This window comes from Chitinophaga horti, assembly GCF_022867795.2.
Taxonomy (GTDB): domain Bacteria; phylum Bacteroidota; class Bacteroidia; order Chitinophagales; family Chitinophagaceae; genus Chitinophaga; species Chitinophaga horti.
The window spans coordinates 300630-326436 of record NZ_CP107006.1 but is presented as its reverse complement, the minus strand read 5'-3'; the positions used below and the strand labels follow the sequence as shown (position 1 = coordinate 326436).

The 25807-nt window shown below is 47.8% G+C and carries 21 protein-coding genes and 6 tRNA genes; 5 read left to right on the top strand and 22 right to left on the bottom strand.

All coding sequences use genetic code 11. The features are described 5' to 3' along the window. Positions 1–22 precede the first annotated feature (22 nt). The 8 genes from MKQ68_RS01495 to rplK all read right to left on the bottom strand — a co-directional run bounded on the left by MKQ68_RS01495 (position 23) and on the right by rplK (position 12710). Complete coding sequence (locus MKQ68_RS01495) at positions 23–634, bottom strand: OmpH/Skp family outer membrane protein (RefSeq protein ID WP_264281777.1); 612 nt, start codon at positions 632–634, stop codon at positions 23–25. A 184-nt stretch (positions 635–818) separates the two neighbouring features. Then, on the bottom strand, positions 819–1832 hold the full coding sequence (locus MKQ68_RS01490) for a glycerophosphodiester phosphodiesterase (RefSeq protein WP_264281776.1): 1014 nt from the start codon (positions 1830–1832) through the stop codon (positions 819–821). A gap of 167 nt (positions 1833–1999) precedes the next feature. After that, entirely contained in the window at positions 2000–6295 is a 4296-nt protein-coding gene (gene rpoC / locus MKQ68_RS01485; protein WP_264281775.1) for a DNA-directed RNA polymerase subunit beta', read from the bottom strand. 94 nt (positions 6296–6389) lie between these two features. After that, positions 6390–10121, bottom strand: a complete 3732-nt coding sequence (gene rpoB / locus MKQ68_RS01480) for a DNA-directed RNA polymerase subunit beta (protein WP_264281774.1) — start codon at positions 10119–10121, stop codon at positions 6390–6392. A 301-nt stretch (positions 10122–10422) separates the two neighbouring features. Beyond that, positions 10423–10797 carry a 50S ribosomal protein L7/L12 gene (gene rplL / locus MKQ68_RS01475; RefSeq protein WP_244837210.1) on the bottom strand — a complete coding sequence of 125 codons (375 nt, stop codon included), beginning with the start codon at positions 10795–10797 and terminating at the stop codon, positions 10423–10425. A gap of 154 nt (positions 10798–10951) precedes the next feature. Continuing rightward, positions 10952–11479 (bottom strand): 50S ribosomal protein L10, encoded by a 528-nt coding sequence (gene rplJ, locus MKQ68_RS01470; RefSeq protein ID WP_244837211.1) that lies wholly within the window; start codon positions 11477–11479, stop codon positions 10952–10954. A 69-nt stretch (positions 11480–11548) separates the two neighbouring features. Beyond that, positions 11549–12238, bottom strand: a complete 690-nt coding sequence (gene rplA, locus MKQ68_RS01465; RefSeq protein ID WP_244837212.1) for a 50S ribosomal protein L1 — start codon at positions 12236–12238, stop codon at positions 11549–11551. Positions 12239–12266: 28 nt separating this feature from the next. Beyond that, the gene (gene rplK / locus MKQ68_RS01460; protein ID WP_264281773.1) at positions 12267–12710 is read right to left on the bottom strand and encodes a 50S ribosomal protein L11; all 444 of its coding nucleotides are present in this window, start codon (positions 12708–12710) and stop codon (positions 12267–12269) included. 325 nt (positions 12711–13035) lie between these two features. On the opposite strand from rplK, the gene MKQ68_RS01455 reads away from it, so the two are divergent. After that, a complete protein-coding gene (locus tag MKQ68_RS01455) occupies positions 13036–13605 on the top strand; it encodes a DUF1579 domain-containing protein (protein WP_264281772.1) in 570 nt (189 codons plus the stop codon). Positions 13606–13643: 38 nt separating this feature from the next. Here MKQ68_RS01455 and MKQ68_RS01450 read toward each other — a convergent pair whose 3' ends face one another. The 13 genes from MKQ68_RS01450 to rpsU all read right to left on the bottom strand — a co-directional run bounded on the left by MKQ68_RS01450 (position 13644) and on the right by rpsU (position 19523). After that, positions 13644–14249 carry a hypothetical protein gene (locus MKQ68_RS01450; RefSeq protein ID WP_244837213.1) on the bottom strand — a complete coding sequence of 202 codons (606 nt, stop codon included), beginning with the start codon at positions 14247–14249 and terminating at the stop codon, positions 13644–13646. A 339-nt stretch (positions 14250–14588) separates the two neighbouring features. Further along, the gene (gene nusG / locus MKQ68_RS01445; RefSeq protein ID WP_264281771.1) at positions 14589–15161 is read right to left on the bottom strand and encodes a transcription termination/antitermination protein NusG; all 573 of its coding nucleotides are present in this window, start codon (positions 15159–15161) and stop codon (positions 14589–14591) included. Then, the gene (gene secE, locus MKQ68_RS01440) at positions 15161–15352 is read right to left on the bottom strand and encodes a preprotein translocase subunit SecE (RefSeq protein ID WP_264281770.1); all 192 of its coding nucleotides are present in this window, start codon (positions 15350–15352) and stop codon (positions 15161–15163) included. Before secE ends, nusG begins: the two co-directional genes overlap by 1 nt. A 41-nt stretch (positions 15353–15393) precedes the next feature. Beyond that, a tRNA-Trp gene (locus MKQ68_RS01435) sits at positions 15394–15464 on the bottom strand. Positions 15465–15568: 104 nt separating this feature from the next. Further along, the gene (gene tuf, locus MKQ68_RS01430) at positions 15569–16756 is read right to left on the bottom strand and encodes an elongation factor Tu (RefSeq protein WP_264281769.1); all 1188 of its coding nucleotides are present in this window, start codon (positions 16754–16756) and stop codon (positions 15569–15571) included. Positions 16757–16826: 70 nt separating this feature from the next. Beyond that, positions 16827–16903: transfer RNA gene (locus MKQ68_RS01425), tRNA-Asn, on the bottom strand. Positions 16904–16978: 75 nt separating this feature from the next. After that, a tRNA-Thr gene (locus MKQ68_RS01420) sits at positions 16979–17050 on the bottom strand. A gap of 68 nt (positions 17051–17118) precedes the next feature. Beyond that, positions 17119–17191: transfer RNA gene (locus tag MKQ68_RS01415), tRNA-Gly, on the bottom strand. A 112-nt stretch (positions 17192–17303) separates the two neighbouring features. Further along, positions 17304–17386 (bottom strand) — tRNA-Tyr (locus MKQ68_RS01410). A gap of 85 nt (positions 17387–17471) precedes the next feature. After that, positions 17472–17545, bottom strand: a tRNA-Thr gene (locus MKQ68_RS01405). 234 nt (positions 17546–17779) lie between these two features. Beyond that, the gene (locus MKQ68_RS01400) at positions 17780–18079 is read right to left on the bottom strand and encodes an HPF/RaiA family ribosome-associated protein (protein WP_244837216.1); all 300 of its coding nucleotides are present in this window, start codon (positions 18077–18079) and stop codon (positions 17780–17782) included. Positions 18080–18316: 237 nt separating this feature from the next. Next, positions 18317–19246: a tyrosine-type recombinase/integrase gene (locus tag MKQ68_RS01395; protein WP_264281768.1), complete on the bottom strand. Its 930-nt coding sequence runs from the start codon at positions 19244–19246 to the stop codon at positions 18317–18319. 79 nt (positions 19247–19325) lie between these two features. Then, positions 19326–19523, bottom strand: coding sequence for a 30S ribosomal protein S21 (gene rpsU / locus MKQ68_RS01390; protein ID WP_089920815.1), 198 nt, complete (start codon positions 19521–19523; stop codon positions 19326–19328). Between the two features lie 177 nt (positions 19524–19700). Between rpsU and MKQ68_RS01385 the strand changes: the two genes are divergently transcribed. From MKQ68_RS01385 to truB, 4 genes are all read left to right on the top strand, one after another. After that, positions 19701–20291, top strand: a complete 591-nt coding sequence (locus MKQ68_RS01385; protein WP_264281767.1) for a riboflavin synthase — start codon at positions 19701–19703, stop codon at positions 20289–20291. A gap of 16 nt (positions 20292–20307) precedes the next feature. Further along, positions 20308–21309 carry an NAD(P)H-dependent flavin oxidoreductase gene (locus MKQ68_RS01380; protein WP_264281766.1) on the top strand — a complete coding sequence of 334 codons (1002 nt, stop codon included), beginning with the start codon at positions 20308–20310 and terminating at the stop codon, positions 21307–21309. Between the two features lie 6 nt (positions 21310–21315). After that, a complete protein-coding gene (locus MKQ68_RS01375; RefSeq protein WP_264281765.1) occupies positions 21316–22470 on the top strand; it encodes an MFS transporter in 1155 nt (384 codons plus the stop codon). A gap of 93 nt (positions 22471–22563) precedes the next feature. Further along, the gene (gene truB, locus MKQ68_RS01370) at positions 22564–23250 is read left to right on the top strand and encodes a tRNA pseudouridine(55) synthase TruB (protein WP_264281764.1); all 687 of its coding nucleotides are present in this window, start codon (positions 22564–22566) and stop codon (positions 23248–23250) included. Positions 23251–23289: 39 nt separating this feature from the next. On the opposite strand, the gene tamL is transcribed toward truB, so the two are convergent. After that, the gene (tamL, locus tag MKQ68_RS01365) at positions 23290–25722 is read right to left on the bottom strand and encodes a translocation and assembly module lipoprotein TamL (RefSeq protein WP_264281763.1); all 2433 of its coding nucleotides are present in this window, start codon (positions 25720–25722) and stop codon (positions 23290–23292) included. Positions 25723–25807 lie beyond the last annotated feature (85 nt).

The following is a 25807-nucleotide window of genomic DNA, read 5'->3' as shown; positions in this document are numbered from 1 at the left end:
TTCTACTCCTATTTTTAAGATGCTATTTTTTGGTGTTACCCAGGTCATTCAGGCCTTTAATAACATCGGCAGTAATATCGTACTGAGTGTCTTTGTAAAGGATGTTGCTCGCACCTTTCCTGTAAGAGAAAATATACGCATAACGGCCTTTGTTATAACCCTGCAGGAAGGAATCGAGTTTATTCTGCAGGTCGTCGTTAAACTGTGCTTCCTGCTGCATGTAAGACTGTTGTCTTTGCTGACGGGTAAGTTCCAGTTGCTGGTTCTTCTGCATCAATTCTCTTTCAGCCGCCTGGCCTTCTACCTGGCTAAGCTGACCGCTTTGCGCTCTTTGTTGCAGCGCTGCCACTTCGTTCTGTAAAACCCTCGCTTTTGCTTTCAGCTCGTTCTCTATCTGCTCCTGTTGTTTTTCCAGTTCTGCTTTCTTTTCTTTAAAGTATTCGTAGTGCGATTCCAGGGAGTCAAGGTCTACATAAGCGATCTTGAAAGCGCCACCCGCTTCTGCACCACCTGCCGCCTGCTGGGCACCGGTAGCTTGCGTAGCTGCTTTATCTTTCGGCTGGCAGGATGCCATGAAGCCGGCAATCGCGATAAGTAAAAATCCGTTTTTCACAATTTGTTGATGAATGATCATGTTAAGAGGTAGGTTTTGACTCCTTAAAATAATTTTGAAGGGCTAAAATAAGGTTTTTGAAATAATAAAAAAGGTTAAAATACCGGTTAGCGCTTGAAAAGCTGGTTATTAACGATCTTTTCAAGCATGACGATCGAAATTTCAGGCGGGAAGAGGCTTTCGCCATGCTTCCCGCTTTCAAAAATTATTTAGTTTTTACTTTTTCCAATGCCAGTTCCGGTTCGTCGGTAGTCAAAAAATCCACGCCGGCGTTTAGCAGCTGGTCCATCTGTTCGGCCTTGTTCACAGTCCACACATTGGTGGTAATACCTTTGCTGCGCGCGTCTTTAAGGATGCTGATGTCTTTGTTTACAACGCCATAGTTGTAATCGAAGCCCCAGATTTTATCGGCCTTTAGTTGCGCCGGGCTTTTCTCACCATTGAGGTAAGCCACTTTCGCATATGGGTCCAGCTCCAATATTTTTAACAGGATGTCATAATCGAAACTAATGTACAGGATCCAGCCCTGCGCTTGTTTTGCTCTCACCATTTCCACTGCGGATGCGGCCAGCTGTTTGCCACGCTCCTTGCTTACTTTAGAGGGCTTCAGTTCCAGCACGAGTTTAGTGCCGTTCTGCTTCATACCTTCATCCAGGTACTCTTCCAGCGTAGGCACACGATCGCCGTTGTCAAGCTGAATGGTTTGCAGTTCGGCAAGCGGCGTTTTCTCTACCACTTTACCGCCAATTTCAGCATCGTGAGAGAGTACGAGCTTTTCGTCGGATGATAACCATACATCAAACTCAGAACCGGCGCAACCCAGTTTGATCGCATCTTTCAAAGAAGATAACGAGTTTTGACTACCCGGTTGGTTCTTCCACGCACCGCGATGCGCTATTACTTTATTCTGATGAAATTCATCTTTTACAAGGGTGAATGTGCCTTTCTCGTCACCGGCTGCAATCGCCACTTCAAACTTATACGCACCGGCTGGCAGCGACTTGTTCTTCTTAAGGCGAAGGGTATTTTTACTGATCATAAATAAGCCGGATGTATCGCCGGTAACCAACGCTTTACCGCTGGTGATCACTTTACCGACAGCTGCACCGGGTTTGCCGGAAGGTATGACATAGTTATCCAGCTTCAACTGGGCTTGTGTTTGCATGGTGAAAGGCATTAACAGGCTGGCCATCAACAGGCTCTTCTTGGGAAATCGCATGACGTGTGATTATTTTTTTGAAAAATAGCCAATTGATCACACAGCAGGAAATGTTTTGGGATAAATGATGGTTAATTCAGGATATGCGAGTTACCGGCAATAAAAAAGGGAAGCATAACGCTTCCCTTTTCTTTCTCTATCATTACTCGTTTGAGCAAAAAACAAAACTATTCTTCCTCGTCGAACTGGAATACTTCTTTAGAAGATGAGAGGATGTCGTACTCTTCTTTCGAACCTACGATCATGTTCTCAAATTCACGCAGACCAGTACCAGCAGGGATCAGGTGACCTGTGATAACGTTTTCTTTCAGGCCGAGCATGTCATCTGTTTTACCGTTGATGGCTGCAGAAGACAGTACTTTGGTTGTTTCCTGGAAGGACGCTGCAGAGATCCAGCTGTGCGTACCGAGTGAAGCCTTGGTGATACCGAGCAACAGCGGGCTGGAAGTAGCCGGATTTGCATCGCGGAATTCAACCAGGCGCTTGTCAGCACGGCGCAGCAGTGAGTTTTCTTCACGAACCTGGCGCAGGGTCACGATCTGACCAGCTTTCAGGTTAGCTGACTCACCGGCTTCCGTTACCACCTTCTTATCGAAGATGTTATCGTTTTCTTCAAAGAACTCGAATTTATCGGTAGTATCACCTTCGAGGAAGCGGGTATCTCCCGGATCTTCGATAGTTACTTTACGCATCATCTGGCGAACGATCACCTCGATGTGTTTGTCGTTGATTTTTACACCCTGTAAACGGTATACCTCCTGGATCTCATTCACCAGGTATTCCTGTACGGCGAACGGACCTTTAATTGCGAGGATGTCTGCAGGTGTAGTAGAACCATCGGACAGCGGGTGGCCAGCTTTCACGAAGTCACCGTCCTGTACCAGGATGTGACGTGTTAACGGCACCAGGTATTTCTTCACATGCTGCTCGCGGCTTTCGATGATGATCTCACGGTTACCACGTTTGATGTTACCGAAGGTTACAACGCCGTCGATCTCAGAAACGATCGCAGGGTTGCTCGGGTTACGGGCTTCGAACAACTCAGTTACGCGCGGCAGACCACCGGTGATGTCACGGAGTTTACCAAGCACACGTGGAATCTTAACGATTACCTGGCCTGCTTTTACTGCTTCCGCTTCTTCAATTACGATGTGTGAGCCAACCGGAAGGTTGTATGATTTCACCTCTTTGTTGCCATCAACATACAGGGAAGGTATCTTGTTCTTGTCTTTCGTCTCGATAACCACTTTCTCACGGTGACCTGTTTGCTCGTCGGCCTCTTCACGGAAGGTGATACCTTCGATGATGCTTTCGAAACGGATCTTACCAGCGATTTCGGAAACGATAACGGCGTTATAAGGGTCCCAGGAGCAGATCGGATCACCTTTCGCTACTTTCTGGCCGTCTTTAACAACCAGTGTAGAACCATAAGGGATGTTGTTGGTGATCAGCAGGCGGTCGTTTTTCACGTCCATGATCCTGAGCTCACCCGTACGGCCGATTACTACCTGTACTTTTTCGCCTTCATTGTTTTCGTAAGTAGTGGTACGCAGACCATCGAATTGTATAGTACCATCGAATTTCGCAGTCAGTGTAGACTCAACCGAAGTAGAGCCGGCAACACCACCCACGTGGAAGGTACGAAGTGTCAGCTGTGTACCTGGCTCACCGATGGACTGTGCGGCGATGATACCTACAGCATCACCACGTTGCGCGGTATAACCTGTCGCCAGGTTTTTACCATAACACCTTACACACACACCACGACGGCTTTCACAAGTCAGTACAGAGCGGATTTCAACAGTTTCGATTGTGCTGTCTTCGATGCGTTTGGCAATTTCTTCTGTGATCTGTTCGCCACCTGCGATGAGCAGCTCCTCGGTGTGAGGATCAAATACATCGTGCAGGGAAGTACGGCCGAGAATACGGTCATACAGCGGTTCAACCACCTCTTCGTTGTCTTTCAGCGCAGAAGTAGCGATACCACGGAGGGTACCACAATCTTCTTCGGTGATAACCACGTCTTGTGCTACGTCCACCAGACGACGGGTCAGGTAACCCGCATCCGCGGTTTTCAGTGCCGTATCCGCAAGACCCTTACGGGCACCGTGCGTAGAGATGAAGTATTCCAATACGTTCAGACCATCCTTAAAGTTGGACAGGATCGGGTTTTCAATGATCTCGGAACCGGTAGAACCACTCTTACGCGGTTTCGCCATCAGACCCCTTAAACCAGCCAGCTGTTTGATCTGCTGTTTAGAACCACGTGCACCAGAGTCAAGCATCATATATACAGAGTTGAAGCCCTGTTTATCATTTGCCAGCTCACGGATCAGCGTTTCTGTTACTTTGGTATCCACACGAGACCAGATATCGATAATCTGGTTATAACGTTCGTTATTCGTGATCAGACCCATGTTATAGTTATCCCAAACCTCGTCTACTTCACCGGCAGCGCCATCGATCATCTGCTGTTTCACCTCTGGGATGATCAGGTCATTGATGTTGAACGACAGACCACCACGGAAAGCTGTACGGAAACCAAGTTGCTTGATATCGTCCAGGAACTTAGCAGTTTTAGGAATGTCGGTCGCTTTGATGATGTCACCGATGATTTCGCGCAGTGACTTCTTCGTCAGCAATGCGTTTACATAACCGGCGTCTCTTGGTACGAACTGGTTGAACAGTACGCGACCAACAGTAGTTTCGATCAGTTTGAATTGAAGTTCACCTTCTTCATTCCTCACTTCCGCTTTCACCCTGATGTGCGCGTGCAGATCTACACGGCCTTCGTTGTGAGCGATGATCACCTCTTCTGCAGAGTAGAACGCTTTACCTTCACCTTTTACGATTTCGGTAGCAGTGCTCTTCTTGCCTTTAGAGATGTAGTACAGACCGAGAACCATGTCCTGTGAAGGCAGGGTGATCGGCGTACCGTTCTGCGGGTTGAGAATGTTGTGAGAAGACAGCATCAGCAGCTGGGCTTCCAGGATCGCGGCGTTGCTCAAAGGCACGTGTACCGCCATCTGGTCACCATCGAAGTCGGCGTTGAACGCAGAACACACGAGCGGGTGCAGCTGGATCGCTTTACCTTCCACCAGTTTAGGCTGGAAAGCCTGGATGGACAAACGGTGAAGGGTCGGAGCACGGTTAAGCATCACCGGGTGACCTTTTAGTACGTTCTCCAGGATGTCCCAAACCACCGCTTCTTTACGGTCTACCAGCTTCTTAGCCGATTTTACGGTTTTAACGATGCCTCTTTCGATCAGTTTACGGATGATGAATGGTTTGAACAATTCAGCAGCCATATCTTTCGGAAGACCACATTCGTGCAGCTTCAGCTCAGGGCCTACCACGATTACAGAACGACCGGAGTAGTCCACACGTTTACCGAGCAAGTTCTGACGGAAACGACCTTGTTTACCTTTCAGTACGTCTGACAGGGATTTCAGGGCGCGACCGCCTTCCGCTTTAACAGCGTTGGATTTCCTGGAGTTATCGAACAGGGAATCCACCGCTTCCTGCAGCATACGTTTTTCGTTACGCAGGATCACCTCAGGCGCCTTGATCTCGATCAGGCGTTTGAGACGGTTGTTACGGATGATCACACGGCGGTACAGGTCGTTCAGGTCGGAAGACGCAAAACGGCCACCATCCAACGGCACCAATGGGCGCAGTTCTGGCGGTACAACCGGGATATATTGCATTACCATCCATTCAGGACGGTTTTCTACGCGAATGTTAGCTTCACGGAAAGCTTCCACAACGCTCAGGCGTTTCAGGGCCTCAGCTTTACGTTGTTGAGAAGTTTCAGTAGCGGCCTGGTTACGAAGTGCATAAGAAAGGCTGTCCAGGTCGATCCTTGCCAGCATCATTTCTACTGCTTCCGCACCCATTTTAGCGATGAACTTGTTCGGATCTTCGTCCGGCAGCAACTGGTTGTCTTTCGGAAGGGTATCCAGGATATCCAGGTACTCTTCTTCAGTCAGCAGATCGCCATAGTTCATGCCTTTCTCCTGTTTAACACCCGCCTGGATGATCACGTACCTTTCATAGTACACGATTGTTTCCAGTTTTTTGGATGACATACCCAGGAGGTAGCCGATTTTATTAGGAAGTGATTTGAAATACCAGATATGTACAACAGGCACAACCAGACGGATGTGACCCATTCTTTCGCGGCGTACTTTCTTCTCCGTTACTTCAACACCGCAGCGGTCGCACACGATGCCTTTATAGCGGATACGTTTGTACTTTCCGCAATAGCATTCGTAATCCTTTACAGGGCCGAATATCCTCTCACAGAACAAACCATCACGCTCCGGCTTGTAAGTACGGTAGTTGATGGTCTCAGGTTTCAGCACCTCTCCATAAGAGCGCTCCAGGATGGTGTCCGGTGAAGCGAGGCTAATGGTAATGCTGCTAAAATTTGATTTAGGACGATTTTCTTTCTTAATGGCCATTGTATGTTATTTAAAGAAAATTCTAGGAAGAAATAGCTGAATCTTATATAGACAGCCAGCGGACTGTTACATCCGCCGGCTGTTATGATGTCAACTATTCGAATTTCAGGTCAAGACCGAGACCACGTAACTCGTGGATCAATACGTTGAAGGACTCAGGTACGCCGGCTTTCGGAATGTTATCGCCTTTAACGATAGATTCGTAAGCTTTCGCACGTCCAACAATGTCATCAGACTTGATCGTGAGCAACTCCTGGAGGATGTTGGATGCACCGTACGCTTCCAGTGCCCAAACTTCCATCTCACCAAAACGCTGACCACCGAATTGGGCTTTACCACCCAGCGGCTGTTGCGTGATGAGAGAGTAGGGTCCGATAGAACGGGCGTGCATTTTGTCGTCCACCATGTGGCTCAGTTTAAGCATGTAGATGATACCAACGGTAGCCTTCTGGTGGAAGCGCTCGCCGGTTTCACCGTCGCTCAGGTAAGTATGGCCGAAGCTAGGCAGTTTAGCTTCCGTAATGTAATCGGCGATTTCCTCTGTAGTAGCACCGTCGAAGATCGGGGTAGCGAAACGCACGCCCAGTTTCTGACCGGCCCAGCCTAATACAGTTTCGTAAATCTGACCAAGGTTCATACGGGAAGGTACACCCAGCGGGTTCAATACGATATCAACCGGAGTACCGTCTTCCAGGAACGGCATATCCTCATCACGTACAATTTTCGCAACAATACCCTTGTTACCGTGGCGGCCCGCCATCTTATCACCCACTTTCAGTTTACGTTTGCTGGCCAGGTAAACCTTCGCCAGTTTCAGTACACCTGCAGGTAACTCGTCACCGATCGAAATGTTGAATTTCTCACGTTTGTAACGGCCCAGCTCTTCGTTATACTTGATATTGTAGTTGTGCAACAGGATGTTGATCTGCTCGTTGGTCTGGTCGTCTGTAGTCCAGCCCAGCGGGTTCACATTCTGGAAATCGATATTGGTCAGGTTCTTCTGAGAGAACTTAGAGCCTTTGGAAATGATCACCTCACCGTAAGTGTTGGTGATACCCTGTGAAGTTTTGTCTTTCAGCAGGGTGAGCAATTTGCCCATCAGTACTTCCATCAGGTCTTCTTCATTCTTCTGGTGAACTTTTTCCAGTTTCTCCAGGGATGCTTTTTCGCGTGTTTTAGAGTTTTTATCTTTCTTAGCACGGGAGAACAGCTTCTTGTCGATCACCACACCTTCTGTTGATGGGGGTGCCTTCAGGGAAGCGTCTTTCGCATCGGAAGCTTTATCACCGAAGATCGCTCTTAACAGTTTTTCTTCCGGAGAAGGATCAGACTCACCACGTGGAGTGATCTTACCGATCAGGATATCACCTTCCTTGATGTGTGCACCAACACGGATGATACCGTTTTGGTCGAGGTCTTTGGTAGCCTCTTCGCTCACGTTCGGGATATCCGGGGTCAGTTCTTCTTCACCCAGTTTAGTATCGCGTACTTCCAGTTCATATTCATCGATGTGAATAGAAGTAAACCAGTCTTCTTTAGCAACACGCTCAGAGATCACGATCGCATCCTCGAAGTTGTACCCTTTCCATGGCATGAACGCCACTTTCAGGTTACGGCCGAGTGCCAGCTCACCACCACGGGTAGCATAACCTTCGGTCAGGAAGTCGCCTTCTTCCAGGCGCTGTCCCTTCTTCACAGCAGGACGAAGGTTGATACAGGTACTCTGGTTCGTTTTAACGAACTTCGTGAGTCGGTAGATCATCAGATCATCTTCGAAGCTCACCAGCTTCTGCATTTCGTCGCGCTCGTAACGAACATGAATTTCGTTTGCGTCAACAAATTCTACCACGCCTTTACCTTCTGAAGTAATCTGCAGACGGCTGTCGCGGGCAGCTTTTGCTTCCAGGCCTGTACCTACGATCGGCACCTGCGGTGCGATCAACGGAACCGCCTGACGTTGCATGTTCGATCCCATCAACGCACGGTTGGCGTCATCATGCTCCAGGAACGGAATCAGGGAGGCGCTCAAACCTACGATCTGGTTCGGAGCAACGTCCATGAATTCAACCTCTCCCGGATCCAGGATCGGGAAGTCGCCGGTTTCGCGGGACTTCACTTTATCACCGGTAAATGCGCCTTTCTCGTCGAGCGGAGCATTTGCCTGTGCAATTTTTACAGAATCTTCTTCTTCAGCGCTCAGGTACTCCACTTTATGCATGTCTACTTTACCGTCTTTTACCTTGCGGTAAGGAGTTTCGATAAAGCCCATTTCATTTACCATTGCGTGAACGCAAAGGGTGGAGATCAGACCGATGTTTGGACCTTCCGGTGTTTCGATAGTACACAGACGGCCGTAGTGGCTATAGTGTACGTCACGAACCTCAAAGCCTGCACGCTCGCGGCTCAAACCACCGGGTCCGAGTGCGGAGATACGACGTTTGTGCGTGATCTCTGACAGCGGGTTAGTTTGGTCGAGGAACTGAGACAGCTGAGAAGTACCGAAAAAGGAGTTGATCACGGAAGAAAGTGTTCTTGCATTGATCAGATCTACCGGCGTAAATACCTCATTGTCCCTTACGTTCATCCTTTCACGGATGGTACGCGCCATACGGGCCAGACCAACACCAAACTGAGCGTACAATTGTTCGCCCACGGTACGTACACGACGGTTAGACAGGTGATCGATATCGTCGATCTCGGCCTTACCGTTGGTGAGTTGTACCAGGTACTTGATGATGGAAATGATGTCGTCTTTCGTCAAAACTTTCATATCCAGCGGCGTAGGCAGACCCAGTTTCCTGTTGATCTTATAACGTCCTACGTCACCCAGATCGTAACGTTTGTCAGAGAAGAACAATTTATCGATGATACCCCTTGCTGTTTCATCATCCGGCGCATCGGCACCGCGCAGCTGGCGGTAGATGTGCTGAACGGCTTCCAGTTCGGAGTTGGATGTATCCTTATTTAATGTGTTGTAGATGATGGAGAAATCGCCGCTCACTTCTTCTTTCTGCACGAAAACAGATTTCACGTCCATATCCACGATGGTTTCGATGTTCGCTTCATCCAGGATAGAATCACGCTCAAGCATGATCTCGTTCCTTTCGATGCTCACCACCTCACCGGTGTCCTCGTCCACAAAATCTTCTACCCAGCTTCTCAACACACGGGCAGCCAGCTTTTTGCCGGCATATTTTTCGAGGCTTTTCTTGTCTGCTTTCACCTCATCCGCCATGCCGAAGAGCTGGAGGATGTCTTTATCGGTTTCGTAGCCAATAGCCCTCAGCAACGTTGTTACCGGGAATTTCTTCTTACGGTCGATGTACGCGTACATCACGTTGTTGATGTCTGTCGCAAACTCCATCCAGGCGCCTTTGAAAGGGATCACCCTTGCAGAGTAGATCTTGGTGCCGTTAGGATGCACGGATTGACCAAAGAATACACCAGGAGAACGGTGGAGCTGGGATACAACTACACGTTCAGCGCCGTTGATAACGAAGGTACCCCTTGGGGTCATGTACGGAATGTTTCCGAGGAATACGTCCTGTACGATGGTTTGGAAGTCTACGTGCTCTTCGTCGTTACAGCTCAAACGCAGTTTCGCTTTCAGAGGCACAGAATATGTAAGACCACGCTCGATACACTCTTCGATAGTGTAACGCGGAGGATCTACGAAATAGTCAAGGAACTCCAGGTTAAAGATATTTCTGGTATCTGTAATCGGGAAATTCTCTTTAAATACTTTGAAAAGGCCTTCGTTGTTACGCTTGTCTGGTGTGGTTTCTAATTGGAAGAAATCCTTGAAAGATTGGATTTGGATAGCCAACAGATCCGGTGTCTCAGCAACTTGTTTGATCTTTCCAAAATTTACTCTTTCGCTAGTTTGGGCTTTTTTTAGAGACATATTCGTAGTTAGCAGTTAATATGACTTGTAAGATTAGGGGAAATTAAGGATTCTTTGCCGAAATACATGCAGTATGCTGTATTAACCCTCGAACGCCAATTCACTAAATGTTATAGTTCCCCTGTTTTGACCCTCGAAAAAAGACACATTCCCAAAGGGAATAAGGCCAAAAGTGCCGGAAGCACTTTTGACCTTTATAAGATGTATCTCGTTAAGCAAAGAATTACTGAATTTCTACATCAGCACCAGCTTCTGTGAGCTTCGCTTTCAGATCTTCTGCTTCTGCCTTGCTAACGCCTTCTTTAACTGATTTCGGAGCACCGTCTACCAGTTCTTTAGCTTCTTTCAGACCGAGGCCAGTCAGATCTTTTACTACTTTCACAACGTTCAGTTTGCTAGCACCTGCAGATTTCAGGACAACGTTGAAGGAAGTTTTCTCTTCAACAGCAGCACCACCACCGTCACCACCAGCAGCTACAACAACTGCAGCAGCAGCAGGTTCGATACCATATTCGTTCTTCAGAACGTCTGCGAGTTCCTGTACTTCCTTAACAGTCAGGCCTACTAATTGTTCGGCTAAAGATTTTACGTCTGCCATTTTATGTATTTTTTGTAATGTTTTGTAAATGTTGTTAAAAACGAAAATTTATATTTTGACTTGGAAGCCAATGTTGTTGACTGCTATCCTTTCCGGATTACAGCCCCGGCACTAGCCCGCCATTCTCAGGCGGCAACCTGGCGCCGGTACCAGATTACTCGGCAGCAGGAGCTTCTGCGCCAGCTTCTTCTTTCTTGCCTTTCTCGAGCAGGGCAGCGATAACGCGTTTTGCAGGAGATTGCAACAGACCCAGAACTTCGCCAATGAGTTCGTTCTTGGTTTTGATCTTGGTCAGGTTTACCAGCTCATTGTCGCCCAGGTACACCTCGTCAGCTACAAATGCAGCTTTCAGTACAGGTTTCTCCAGTTTAGCGTTGGCTTTGCGGAATGCAGAGATGATCAACGCAGGCTCTTTCGGGCTGTCAGAGAACATCAGGGCAGTTACACCATGCAGGGCTTCGTAAACACCTGCATATTTTTCGCTGTCCAGAGACTCCAGGGCCTTTTTAATGAGGGTGTTCTTAGCCACCTTCAGTTCCACTTGCTTGTCGAAGCAGGTTCTGCGCAGGTTGTTAATCTGCTCTACACTCAGCGACTCAGTGTTGGTGATGTAGAAGTTGTTATATTGAGTGAACTTGCTTTTCAGCAGCTCGATCACATCATTTTTTTGTTCTTTGTTCATAGCTTTTTGATTGTTATTGATTTCAGCAGTTCCCCAGCATACGCTCTCGTACTACAACGTTTAAATCAATTAGTTTTGAACAGATTTAGTGTCAATCGCAATACCAGGGCTCATTGTAGCAGCCATGGACAAACCTTTCAGGTAAGTACCTTTAGCAGTAGAAGGTTTCAGTTTGATCAGCGCGTTGATCAGTTCCTGTGAGTTCTGCTCGATTTTTTCTGCAGAGAAGGAAACACGACCGATAGAAGCGTGAATGATACCGGCTTTATCTACTTTAAAGGTGATTTTACCGCCTTTAACCTCGTTTACAGCAGCTGCAACATCGTTCGTTACAGTACCTGTTTTAGGGTTTGGCATCAGGTTGCGGGGACCGAGAATCTTACCCAGTTTACCGATCTTAGGCATTACAGACGGTGTAGCAACGATAACGTCTACATCGGTCCAGCCAGACTCGATTTTGGAAATGAACTCGTCCAGACCTACGAAATCTGCACCAGCGCCTTTAGCATCGTTCTCCTTGTCAGGAGTACAGAGTACCAATACACGTTTGGTTTTACCAGTACCGTGGGGAAGCGTTACGGAACCACGGATAGCCTGGTCAGCTTTCTTAGGATCAACGCCTAAGCGGATATGTAAATCGACAGAACTGTCAAATTTAGTAGTGTTGATATCTTTAACAAGAGTGGATGCCTCTTTCAGGCTATACTGTTTGTTTTTGTCCACCTTTGCGTCAGCAATCTTTCTTTTCTTCGTTGCCATTTTCAATGTTTTTTAAAGGTTTGACAAATTAGTTTTCCCAAGGAGCTTTACCATCAACAGTAATACCCATGCTGCGTGCAGTACCGGCAACCATTTTCATGGCGCTTTCCAGCGTAAAGCAGTTCAGATCAGGCATTTTGTCTTTTGCAATAGCTTCGATGCTTGTCCAGGAAACCTTGCCTACCTTGTTACGGTTTGGCTCTTTAGAACCAGACTGAATTTTGGCAGCTTCCAACAGCTGTACGGCAGCCGGAGGGGTTTTGATTACGAAGTCGAAAGATTTGTCAGTGTAAACAGTCAGCAACACAGGCAACACTTTACCCATTTTATCCTGGGTGCGGGCATTGAACTGTTTGCAGAACTCCATGATGTTCACACCTTTAGAACCTAAAGCAGGTCCAATCGGAGGTGCAGGGTTGGCCTGGCCGCCTTTAACCTGCAATTTCACGTACGTTGCGATCTCTTTTGCCATTATTTGAGTTTTAATTTGGTGAAAACGTGGCCTTTAACAGCCACTCCCAAGTCTTAAGAAGTCCTAAAAAGACCCTTTAAGGGGGATGCAAAGGTAGGTATAATTAATATAACCACAAAAAGAATTTCGATCTAGGCATCCTTTTTGATAATAAGGCGCATTTTTTACAATGGCATTGCAAATTTACACGAAAACACATGATTTTCCAAGCAATGGCTTGTTTAATCAAACCCACGCCCGTCTCAGGTCACACAAAAGCTTGTTACAACATGCAAGTGACTGCTAATGAATTACTTCATCTTACCTTTGGAGAAACTCCACAATTATGAAACGTAACTCCTATCTACTGGCAATCGTCTGCCTCCTCCTCTCCTTCTCCGCCAATGCCCAGGACGCCGCCGCGCAAAAAGCATGGGAAGCCTACATGACGCCCGGCGAAATGCACAAAATGCTCGCTTCCGCAGACGGCAACTGGAAGTATACCATGAGCATGTGGATGGCGCCCGGCGCCGAACCCATGAAAAGCGAAGGCTCCTGCATGAACCGCATGATTCTCGGAGGCCGTTACCAGGAATCTACTTTTAAAGGCGACTTTATGGGCATGCCTTTCGAAGGCGTCAGCATTACCGGCTTCGATAACGCCAAAAAGACGTTCCACAGCAACTGGATCGACAACATGGGCACAGGTATCATGAATTCAGAAGGTAAATGGGATGACGCAGCCAAAGCGGTCATCTTAACGGGCAAAAGCCTCGACCCCGCCACCGGCAAAGAAATGACCACCAAAACCTCCATGAAGGTGATAGACGACAACAATCACCTGATGGAAATGTTTATGGTAGACAATGGCCAGGAATTTAAAACCATGGAGTTGAAGCTGGTGAGAGCAAAGTGATGTCAGGAGATGGCCCCGGAATGGGGCCATCCTCCCTGTTATTTCCAATCTACCTCTTCCCTTGGCCTGAAATACCCCTTAATGCAATTCGGGTTACGAATACATATTTGCACATGTGTTTTCTCGTAAAAACCTGCCCCACGATACAAACGTTTCCCTTCGTAGAATACGCAGCGCACCGAATCGAAGGGCTGACTGCCGGCATCCCGTAGTAATTTATGAACGTTCTCAATGACAGCGCAGTCCAATCGGCGAAGCACCTTGTCTCCCCAACGCCTGCCACCACCCGGATCTGCGTTCGCAGGCAAACTAAAACCACGCGGTTCACGGGTCCGCTTCAATATTTCAAATGATGATCTCGTCAAATCTATCCACCTTTTATCTGTAAGATCAAGGCAGCGCCCAAGGCTGATCACCGCGCCAATAACCGCCGGCTGATGAATCTGCACATTAGGCGGCGGGTGCATGGCATAATTCATCGCCCGATCATAGCTATTCTGCCAAAAATAAATGCCATGCCCTAACCAATCCCAATCATTAGTGCTGGGGCGGAGAGATGTAATGCCGGAAATTATTGCGTCGCTCACGCGCTGATCGCAGCCGTGAAAACCAATAACTAGTCCAGGTTCTGCTGTGTAGAGCATCCTGTGAAACTATTGAACTAAACAAATGTCCGAAGAAGAAAAAGGGGCCAGGCTTTTTTGCCTACGGGTTAACTTTTTTTAATTTTCTTGCTTTTATGGGAAGATTTTGGACCTGTGCCAAAGTACAAATCGCTGATGCGTAGCTCTTTGGAGAGCTGTTCCCGATATGCCGGGTCAGTTTCGACTCTCATCTTCTGCTTACGAAGCAGCTCCATCATGTCATTATATTCCCGTTGTGAAATCATAACCGAATTTACAATTTTTCGGCGGTTGGCTGACCATGATAACAAAAAAAGGGCGGTGTATCTAACACCGCCCTTTCGCATATTTGAAATAAGATTAAGCAATTTTTTCTACCTGCATGAAGTTCAGCTCCACCGGAGTAGCACGGCCGAAAATCTTCACCGTTACTTTCAGCTTTTTCTTGTCTTCGATCACTTCTTCGATAACACCGTTGAAATCGTTGAACGGACCGTCGATAATTTTGATGGTTTCGCCTACAATGAAAGGCTCGCTCATCGTGAGACCCTGGTCAGACATTTCGTCTACTTTACCCAGCATCTTGTTTACTTCCGCCTTACGCAGTGCGATCGGCTTTTCTTTACCCAGGAAGTGAATAACACCGGATACGTTGCGGATGGATTGAATCACCTCGTCGGTCATTTTACCATCAATGGCTTCGATCATTACATAACCGGGGTAGAAGTTTTTCTCGCGCATTACTTTTTTACCAGCCTGCACTTTATAAACTTTCTCAACCGGAAGAAATATCTGAGTGATCACATTTCCCCAGTCTGACCTGCGTACTTCGATATCGAGATATTCTTTTACCTTTTTCTCTTTGCCACTAACTACACGCAGCACGTACCATTTTGTTTCCGGGGAAGTAGGGGTATTTACTGCATCCATCATTAGAATAATTTATAGTACTGGGAGAGTACAAGGTGCGCCGCACTGTCCATGCCCCACACTAATAAAGTAATAAGAACAGTAGCAATGAGTACGATCATCGTAGATGACTGCAGTTCCTGCCATGTAGGCCAGGACACCTTGTGTACAAGCTCATGGTACGATTCGCGGAAATAAGTTCTGATTTTGTTCATTGCCTGATAATTAAGGTTTACCCTACTATTCCGTTAGCTTGCACGGGCACAAGGATTCGAACCCTGATCAAAGGTTTTGGAGACCTCTATTCTACCATTGAACTATGCCCGTAGATAGTTACAAAGTACTCAAAGTACGAATACTAAAGTACTTTGTAACTGTTATTTTTCAAACTTTTTCTGATGTTCCCTTCTTGTAAGGGCAGAATAGGTTGATTATTTTACGATTTCAGTAACCTGACCAGCACCTACTGTACGACCACCTTCGCGGATAGCGAACTTCAGACCTTTCTCCATTGCGATCGGCTGAATCAGTTTTACGTTCAGGGTTACGTTATCACCAGGCATAACCATTTCAACACCAGCAGCCAGTTCAACTTCACCAGTTACGTCAGTTGTACGGAAGTAGAACTGAGGACGGTATTTGTTGAAGAATGGAGTGTGACGGCCACCTTCGTCTTTACTCAGTACGTATACTTCGCATTTGAAGTCGGTGTGCGGAGTGATAGAACCAGGTGCGCAGATAACCTGACCACGACGGATCTGAGTTTTCTCAATACCACGGAGGAGGATACCAGCGTTGTCACCAGCTTCACCTTGGTCGAGGAGTTTTTTGAACATCTCAACGCCAGTACAAGTTGATTTCAGTGCTTCTGGGATCAGACCGATGATCTCAACGTTCTCACCAACTTTGATGCGACCGCGCTCGATACGACCTGTAGCAACTGTACCACGACCTGTGATAGAGAATACGTCCTCTACAGACATCAGGAACGGCAGATCAACCGGACGAGGAGGCAGCGGAATGTAAGTGTCAACAGCTTCCATCAGTTCGTCGATTGCAGATACCCACTGAGCGTCGCCAGCCAGAGCACCAGTTGCAGAACCTTTGATGATTGGTGTGTTGTCACCGTCAAAGCCGTTTTTAGTCAGCAGATCACGAATCTCGATCTCTACCAGTTCCAGCAGTTCAGCGTCGTCTACCAGGTCAACTTTGTTCATGAAAACAACGATACGAGGTACACCTACCTGACGTGCCAGCAGGATGTGCTCGCGAGTCTGTGGCATAGGACCATCTGTAGCTGCTACCACGAGGATAGCACCGTCCATTTGTGCAGCACCGGTGATCATGTTTTTCACATAGTCAGCGTGACCAGGACAGTCTACGTGTGCGTAGTGACGGTTTGCAGTCTCGTACTCAACGTGTGCTGTATTGATGGTAATACCTCTTTCTTTTTCTTCAGGAGCGGCATCGATCTCATCATATCCTCTCTTCTGAGCCAGACCCTTGTTCGCCAAAATTGTGGTAATGGCAGCAGTCAAGGTAGTTTTACCGTGGTCCACGTGGCCGATGGTACCAATGTTTACGTGGGGTTTATCCCGCTTAAAGGTTTCTTTTGCCATTGTATTTTCTTTTTAAGATGGTTTGTAAAGATTGTATTGATAGTTGTTATAAAACTGTTTTACAAACTTGAGCGGTTGGTGAGAATTGAACTCACGGCCTTTAGGGGTTAATGCCCCCTTCTTGCTCTTCCACTGAGCTACAAACGCTTAGTTAAAATTAATCCGTCTTATAGAAAGGAGAAATTTATTGTAACCCTTTTCAACTAACCAAAAGACTTAATGAGCTGTTGATGAGAATTGAACTCACGACCTCTTCCTTACCAAGGAAGTGCTCTACCCCTGAGCTACAACAGCATGAAAAGGAAGCTAAATGCAAAATTCTGATAGCACAAATCCAAACCCGCTTTCCAAATTTCTTACAGAGCGGGAGACGAGGTTCGAACCCGCGACCTACAGCTTGGAAGGCTGTCGCTCTACCAACTGAGCTACTCCCGCATATTGGTGCTTATACCTACAAAATCGTAAACCTATAAACACTTCCAAAGAACAATTCGTTACACAAGTAAGTTCCGCCCCTGTATACAAAAGCGGAACAAAAAAGTAGATGTGGGCAGGAGAGGATTCGAACCTCTGAAGTCGAAAGACAGCGGATTTACAGTCCGCCCCATTTGGCCGCTCTGGAACCTGCCCCTAAATCTTTAACCTTGTATTCTCGTTAATCTCCCCGTCTATCTACCCTGTATCTGATGCAGTGTCCTTACCCGGAAATTTAATGAGCCACCAGAGGGATTCGAACCCCCGACCCACTGATTACAAATCAGTAGCTCTGGCCAACTGAGCTATGGTGGCATTTTTAAAAGTCACAAAGTGTAAAACCTTGTTTCTGAATGAGAGCGCAAAGTAAAAGTTAATCTGATTAAGAAACAAATATTTTTTTACTTTTTTTTTGCGCTTGTTTTAGACCTTTAATTCGGCTAAAACGCCCTACAGCAAAGAACTTTACTACCCTTGTCACCCCCCGTTTTTCGGATGGGATGGCAAAGGTAGTAAAGTGATTTTTAACTTCAAAATATTTTTCAGGAATTAATGAAAATTCTTCTCTTTCTGTCTTTTGATCTGATTCACAAGAGAAGCAAAGGCGAGATCGAAGGATTCTTCAAAAGATTTGGACTCGTGCTTTACAAAGAAATCATGGCGAGGAACGTGAACTTTAATTTCAGCTATCTTATCCTTAATCTGATGCGCTATATTATCCAGTTTTAAGTATACCTCCACGCTGACTATCCGGTCGTAAAAAGTGGCTAACTTCTGTACTTTTTTATTCACATGATCGACCAGTTTTGCGTCAGCATCGAAACGCACTGTTTGAATTTGAAGATTCATAGCACTGTTTTTTAAAATATTTAAAAATCTAATTACGAATGTGTAGTGCTCATATCATAGGCTGATTTTTACTGTAAAAGAACTTGATTACTAATTTAACAAACTTTGATATCATTCGCATCTTTTACCAAAAATATTTTGTTAAAACTGATGAGAATCACCTTTTTCAGAAGCAGCCCTATCGTCTACTGACGGCCGTCAGTAAGGCTTTCAGCCGCTTCTACTCAAACTGGTAAATTATGCTTTCGGATGGGCCTTGCTATGAATTTCCTTTAACCGGTCGATGGTGTTATGGGTATATACCTGTGTGGCCGCCAGGCTGCTGTGCCCCAACAGCTCTTTTACGGCATTCAGATCGGCGCCGGCATTGGTAAGATGGGTGGCGAAGGTGTGACGGAGGATGTGCGGGCTTCGTTTCTCGATAGTGGTCACCTGGCTTAATATTTCCTTTACTACATTGTAGACGTACTTCGGATATAACTTCTTTCCCTTCGCATTCACGAGCAAAACATCGGTATCGTACACTGCCAGCTCCCGCGCTTTACGCTGCCGGTAAGCCACTACCCGCTCCAGCAATTCTGGGCTTACGGGAATAATCCGCTCCTTGTTGCCTTTGCCGAGTACTTTAATAGTACGCAAATGAACATCTACCTGCCTGTCCTGCAGCCCGATCAGTTCGGACAACCGAATGCCTGTCTGGTATAATATATCTATGATTAAACGTCTTGTGTCGCCTTCGAGGTCGGGTGTAAAAAGTGGTTGGGCCAACTCCCCTTCCCGGGCGATCGTTTGCATACCTTTTTCTTCTACAAACAGCGGCAGCCTTTTGTTGACTTTGGGGGAGGTAATTTTTACCATCACACTCTGCGTTACCCACTGCTGCTTTAAGGCGTACTTGAAAAAGGATTTTAGAGTAGATATTTTGCGGTTAATGGTACGCGGCGACGCCTGAGCTCCCTCGCGCCCCTGAACGCCACCAGCAAGCCAGGACCGCACAAAACTGTGATGTATCTCTGCAAGGGGAATATCACCATAAGTTTGCTCCAGGAAAGCAAAGAACTGGCGAAGGTCTTCTTCGTACGCGGCAATTGTGTGGGGAGAATAGCGCTTTTCCAGCGCCAGCCACGAAAGAAAGGGTGTAGTATAAGATGAATAGGTTCCGGTCAACGCAAAAAAATTGATGACTGCAAAGTTATATAAAACCTTACAATCATCAATTTCTATATAAGAATTGAATCAGATCTGATTAATCTTCAAATTTACCGCTCGCGAGCTGTTGCTTGTACACAGCTTTCAGCACTTGATTGCGACGTTTCACGGAAGGTTTCGTGAAAGACTGACGGGTCCTGAGTTGCAGCAGGATACGAGCTTTCTCGAATTTCTTCTTATACTTCTTAAGCGCTTTGTCTATGTTTTCGCAGTCTTTGCTATCGATAATTAACATAAATTACTCCGGTTTGTGATTTTTAAGGATGGCAAAGATAGGACTTAATTCAATATTCACAAAACAGTTTCTAAAAATATTTTCCGTCGCCGTAAACCGGTGCTGCCGCCCCCGCTCCTGCTTATATTTATTGGAAATTATATCCGAAATTCGTGTGCAAATTTAAGCCATCAAGGTATGTTCACCGGTATCATAGAAACATTAGGACAAGTTATTGCAGCAGAAAAGCAGGGAGATAACCTGGAACTCACCATCCAAAGCACGCTGGCGCCGGAATTGAAGGTAGACCAGAGTGTATCGCACAATGGAGTTTGCCTTACGGTAACGGCGGTAACGGCCGACGCCTTTAAAACGGTAGCCGTACACGAAACGCTTCAGAAAACGAACCTGGGACTGTTAAAGACAGGCCAGCTGGTGAACCTGGAACGCGCCATGGTGTTCAATCACCGCATAGACGGGCACATCGTTCAGGGACATGTAGATGGCACCGGCTCGTGCCTGGCGGTGACGGACCAGAACGGCAGCTGGTTATACCGTATCGCTTACCCGGCAGCCTTTGCCGGGCTGATGGTCGAAAAGGGCTCTATCTGCCTGAATGGCATCAGTCTTACGGTATTCGATATCACGGAAGATGAATTCTCTGTCGCTATCATCCCGTACACTTACGAACATACCAATATGCAGCACCTTGCTGTTTCCGACATCGTGAACCTGGAGTTCGACATTCTGGGCAAATACGTTGCCCGTCAGATGGAAGTGCGGAAATAGCGCTAACGCCTTAATTATGAACACCCAACTTACACAACTACTAGATATAAGTCACCCGCTGATCATGGCGCCCATGTTCCTCGTAAGCAATGAGGCCATGGTAAAAGCAGGCATCGAAAGCGGGGTTGCCTCTACCTTCCCCAGCCTCAACTACCGCAAAGAAGGTGAACTGAAAGCGGTATTAGATCGATTGAACCAACACCGTGCGCAACATGCGGCCGCCAGGGGAACTTATGGCGTTAATATCATCGTACAGAAAACGAACCCGTTATTTCAGCAACACCTCGACGCCTGCGTGGCGGCCAAGGTGCCTTTGTATATCACTTCGCTGGGCAACCCTAAACCGGTGATAGATGCCGCACACAGTTACGGCGGTGTAGTGTTATGCGACGTTACCAACCTGGTACATGCCAAAAAAGCGGCGGACATGGGCTGCGATGGCTTCATCGCGGTGTCATCCGGCGCAGGCGGACACGCAGGCCCCTACCCTATGCACGTACTGGTGCCGATGTTACAGCAGGCTTTCCCCGATAAGATGGTGATCGCTGCGGGCGGCATCGCCACCGGCCGGCAAATGGCGAGTGCGATGGTACTCGGCGCGGCCGGCGTATCGATTGGCACGCGTTTTATAGCCAGTACGGAAGCTTCGGTAAGCAACGAGTACAAAAATGCCATCCTGGAATATGGGATGGAAGACATTGTACTCACGGAACGGATCTCTGGTACCCCCTGCAATATTATTAATACGCCGGTGGCCCAAAAGATCGGGTACAAGCAAAACTGGTTCGAGAAGTTTATGTCGAAGAGCCCGCGCACCCGCAAGTATTTTAAGATGCTGGTACAGCTACGGGGCATGAAGAGCCTGGAGAAAGCCGTGAAACCTGGCTCGTATCACCAGTTGTGGAGCGCAGGGCAAAGTGTGGCTTTTGTGGAAGACATCAGTAGCGTGAAAGCGATCATCGACCGGCTTATCGAAGAATACCGGCAAAGTCTGGGCGCCATTTCTGCCCGGTTTTAATAGTGCATGACACCAACAGACGTGAAGCGAAAACAATTATGGCGGACAAGGATCGCAGTGAGCGCATTCTTTTTCCTGACGGGCTTGTGTTTTTCCAGCTGGGGTTCGCGTGTGGCGGACATCCAACTGAAGCTGGGGCTGGATGAAGCGGGGCTGGGTTTGATTTTGTTAGCGATCCCAGCCGGTTCTGCGCTTTCATTGCCGATTGCCGGCTGGCTGATCAACCGGCAAGGCAGCAGCCGCATTTTATCAGCCGCCTGTTTGCTCTATGCGCTGTTACTCCCGCTCATCGGTTTATCCGCTTCTATTTTATTACTGGTGATCGCCCTCTTCTTCTTTGGATTCGTGGGCAACATCGGCAATATTGCCGTTAACACCCAGGCGGTAAGTGTGGAACAGCTGTTCGGCAAAACGATCATGTCGTCTTTTCATGCCATCTGGAGCCTGGCGGGGCTTGCTGGTGCGAGCATCGGTAACCTCATGGTGAACCTGCATCTGCAGCCCATGAACCACTTCATGATCATTGCCCTGGCGGCTATCGTCATATGGGCGACCAATGCACATGCGACCGTCAAAACACATACGCCTGTAAAGGGTAAACAACCGTTTTTTGTAAAGCCCGATAAAACCCTGATCGGCCTGGGCATTATCGCTTTTTGCTGCATGATCAGCGAGGGTACGATGTACGACTGGAGTACCGTATACTTCGCCCGTGCGATAGAAGCGCCGCCAGGCCTGGTACCGCTCGGCTTCCAGGCATTTACGCTCGCTACGACCACCGGCCGGTTTACGGGCGACTGGTTAGCGCATCGGTACGGGATCAATAAAATATTGACAGTAAGCGGCATCCTCACTGCTTCCGGCTTGCTGATGTCCGCCCTGTTTCCTCACATCATTACCGCTGTTATCGGCTTCTTCCTCGTGGGATTGGGCGTTTCGGCAGTGATACCGCTGGTGTACAGCGAAGCTGGCCGATCCAAAACAATGAGTCCCAGTATGGCCCTGGCCGCAGTGACTACGCTGGGCTTCTTCGGCTTCCTGCTGGGTCCACCGCTGATCGGTTTTATTGCACATGCCTCCGGGTTGCGAACTTCTTTTGCGGTGGTGGCGGTAATGGGATTGATGATAACCGTACTGGCGAGAAGGAAGAATGTAGCATAAGGTGAAAAAAGCTGATCGATGTGTTGCGGTACAAGTGAGTGACACAACGGCGGCCGGGTAACGCGATATCGCCGGTTCCATTATCTTTGCGGCATGGAACAAACCGAAAAGAACATTTTCCAGGAGGGACAGGTGATACTGGTGAACAAGCCGCTGAACTGGACTTCATTTGATATTGTACGTAAGATCCGCAATACGACCAAGGCCAAAACAGGCCATGCCGGTACGCTGGACCCGCTCGCTACCGGGCTGCTCATCTGCTGTACGGGCAAAATGACTAAAAAAATCAATGAGTACCAGGCGCAGGAGAAAGAATATACCGGCACATTCACACTGGGCGCAGTAACCCCTACCTACGACCTGGAATCTGAACCGACGGACTTTAAACCAGTGCCGGAACTGGACAAGGCTGCCTTACAGGAAATTGCCAACCAATTTACAGGCGAACAGCAGCAGTTACCGCCGATCCACTCTGCCATTAAACAAAACGGCAAACCGATTTATGAACTGGCCCGTAAAGGCGTGGAAGTAAAAGTGGAGCCGCGGAAGATCTTCATTGCGGAATTTGAGATTACGAAGGTAGAACTGCCTGTGGTACACTTCCGTGTGGTATGCAGCACTGGTACGTACATCCGCTCACTGGCCAATGATTACGGTGCGGCCGTGGGTTGCGGCGGTTATATGAGTGCGTTGTGCCGTACACGCATCGGCGAATTTAGGGTGGAAGATGCCTACGACATTCAGCAGTTTATTGAACAAACGAAAGCTACGATTATATAAGATGGACGGGCGGTATGCGATAAGCGGCCGCCCGTTCTGCTAGAACGGATAGCCGATCGCCACGTTCCAGATAATATTCTCTTTACGCCAGGTGCCACTGCCCAAATCCCACTTGCTGATGTACCAGCTCTTATCCTCCGCATCGGTACGGAAAGGTTTCTTCAGCGGTAATCCCCAATCGAAACGAACCACGAAGAAGGAGAAGTCAAGCCGTAAACCCGCACCTGTACCAATTGCCAGGTCGTTATACAGTTTAGAGAAACGGAACTCCGCGCCGGGACGAACGGTGTCGCGTTTAAGCATCCAGATGTTACCTACATCCAGGAAGGTAGCGCCTTTGAGGTTGATGGTGCCGTTGAATAGGCGTAAAATATCAAAACGATATTCGAGGTTAGCTTCCAGTTTCATATCACCCGTTTGATCGGGGAAGATGGCTGCCGTAGCAGAAGTGTCAACATAAGAACCCGGACCCAGCGTACGTAAGCGCCAGGCGCGGATGCTGTTCGGTCCACCTGAAGTGTACTGGCGGATGTAAGGCAATACGTCCGACTGCCCGTACGGTAAACCCACACCAATATACGCCCGCGCCACCGTGGAGGCTTTCGGCCTGTTCCAGTAAATGCGGTAATCGGCATCCAGCTTAACGAACTGCGATATCTTCACATTAGTACCCATTTCGAGACTGGTGTTCTTGCTGGAAATGCCGTAGATCGCGCTGTTCAACCCCTTCAGCCACAAGCCTGATTCTTCAAAGTTTACGCGTACAAAGGAATTACGTTTAGTGTGCAACGCATCGTTATTGGTGTAGATGAAGGTGAAGGACTCACCGCCGATAAATGCCGGCTCAAAGCTGCGCACCAGGTACGGACTGAGGTTCACCACCGAATCGCGGAACACTTTTGTTAACTCCGTACCCACGTAGTTCAGCGTGATCGGGCGGAGAATCCACCGTTTGTAGATCGACTCATTCCACTCGTAACCGAAGCTGGACGACAGGGTGGAGATCACGAACTTCTCTACACGGGAAATAGAGCTGAAGCCTGCGCTCACCCTGGTTTTGGCCGTGGAGCGATTACTCTGCGGCACCCGGAAAAACGGCGTAATAAACCGTGGGAACGTGAGGTTACTTTCGATGCCATACTCGCGCGTTTGCAGGGCGAAGCGGCCGTCGTTACGTACGATTTCCACGCCGCCTTTCAGGCTTACCTGTAGCTCGTTCGCTGCGCGGTTAATATTGTAATTGCGGTAGTTTAGCGAAAGGCTGCTACCTACAAAGTAGTCGGAACTGGTCGTTACGTCGGCCGTTAACCCAAGCTCCTGGCGCTTTTTCTGCGTCATCTGGATGTAGGCGTCCAGTTTATGCAGGCTGTCCTGCTTTTCGCGGTATTGCAGGGTGATGAACTGGAACAGGTTAAGGTCGTACAGTTTATTGATGGTGCCGTTGTAGCTATCGATCGAATATTTATTACCCGGGCGTATGAGGATGGAACGTGCGAGCACACCGGGTCGCAGGTTATCGGAGTACGAACGGACGGTAAATGCGCGGCGCTGTGTTTCTTTTAACGTAGAATCATTCAGGTTGCCTGCAAGCGGAAGGTCGGGGTAAACATAGATACTATCGATGTAATACAATTTATCTTCCGTACTGCTGGAGTCTGTGGGCTTATTGATGCGTACTTCTACATCCAGTGTAAGTTTGGACTGGTCGCGGTTATTGAAAATGCCGGTGAGGTTCTCGAAAGGGTTAAGGGCGTTTTTGAACAGTGATTTGTTAAGCGTATCCAGTTCAAACTCGATGAGATCGCGGGGAAACTTATAGTAGCCCGCATTACGCAGCACCCTCGTCAGGCGTTCGCGCTCCGCGTTAAGTGTTTCACCTTTGTAAACCGTATTTTTTTTGAGTAGAGATAACGTTTGGTTCTCCAGCACCACGTTCCGGATAGCCGAATCGGGAATGGCAAAAATCACCTTGTCGATCACGAAGTTTTTGCCGGTATTCACCTCGTACTTCAGCGACACGCGTTGGTTCTTTACCTCTTCCTCATGTTTTACCTGCGCATAAAAGAACCCCTGGTTGTTCAGGTAAGTGGTCATCCTGTCTACCGACTCCCGCGTTTTAGCGGAATCGTAAATGGCAGGCTCCTCCAGGTTACGGGGAGCCAGCACCAGGTGCCAGAACCAGTTTGACTTCTTTTCGTTGTATTTCTGGTTGTACAGCCAAACGCGGGTGCGCATCCCCAAAAACTTGGTATTGGGTTGCTGCAACATGAGTGATTTGGAACTGAGGGCGCTTTTTAATTCCTGCTTTTCGGTGGATGTGATTTCACCGTTGATGGTCATTTCGCTGCCGGTAAACAGGCGCTGGTCTTTTTGCAGGTACTTGGTATTGGAACAGGCGCTGATAAAGATGCAGGCACATATCAACAGGCACGTAAAACATATATTGTATGCGGAGTTGAACGGTTTCTGCACTTGGATTCTAATTAACTTTATTTGAGATTTTCCTGTCCGGCAATAACTTCACGGCTTGGCCGAATGAAGTAATTCATGTAGGTTT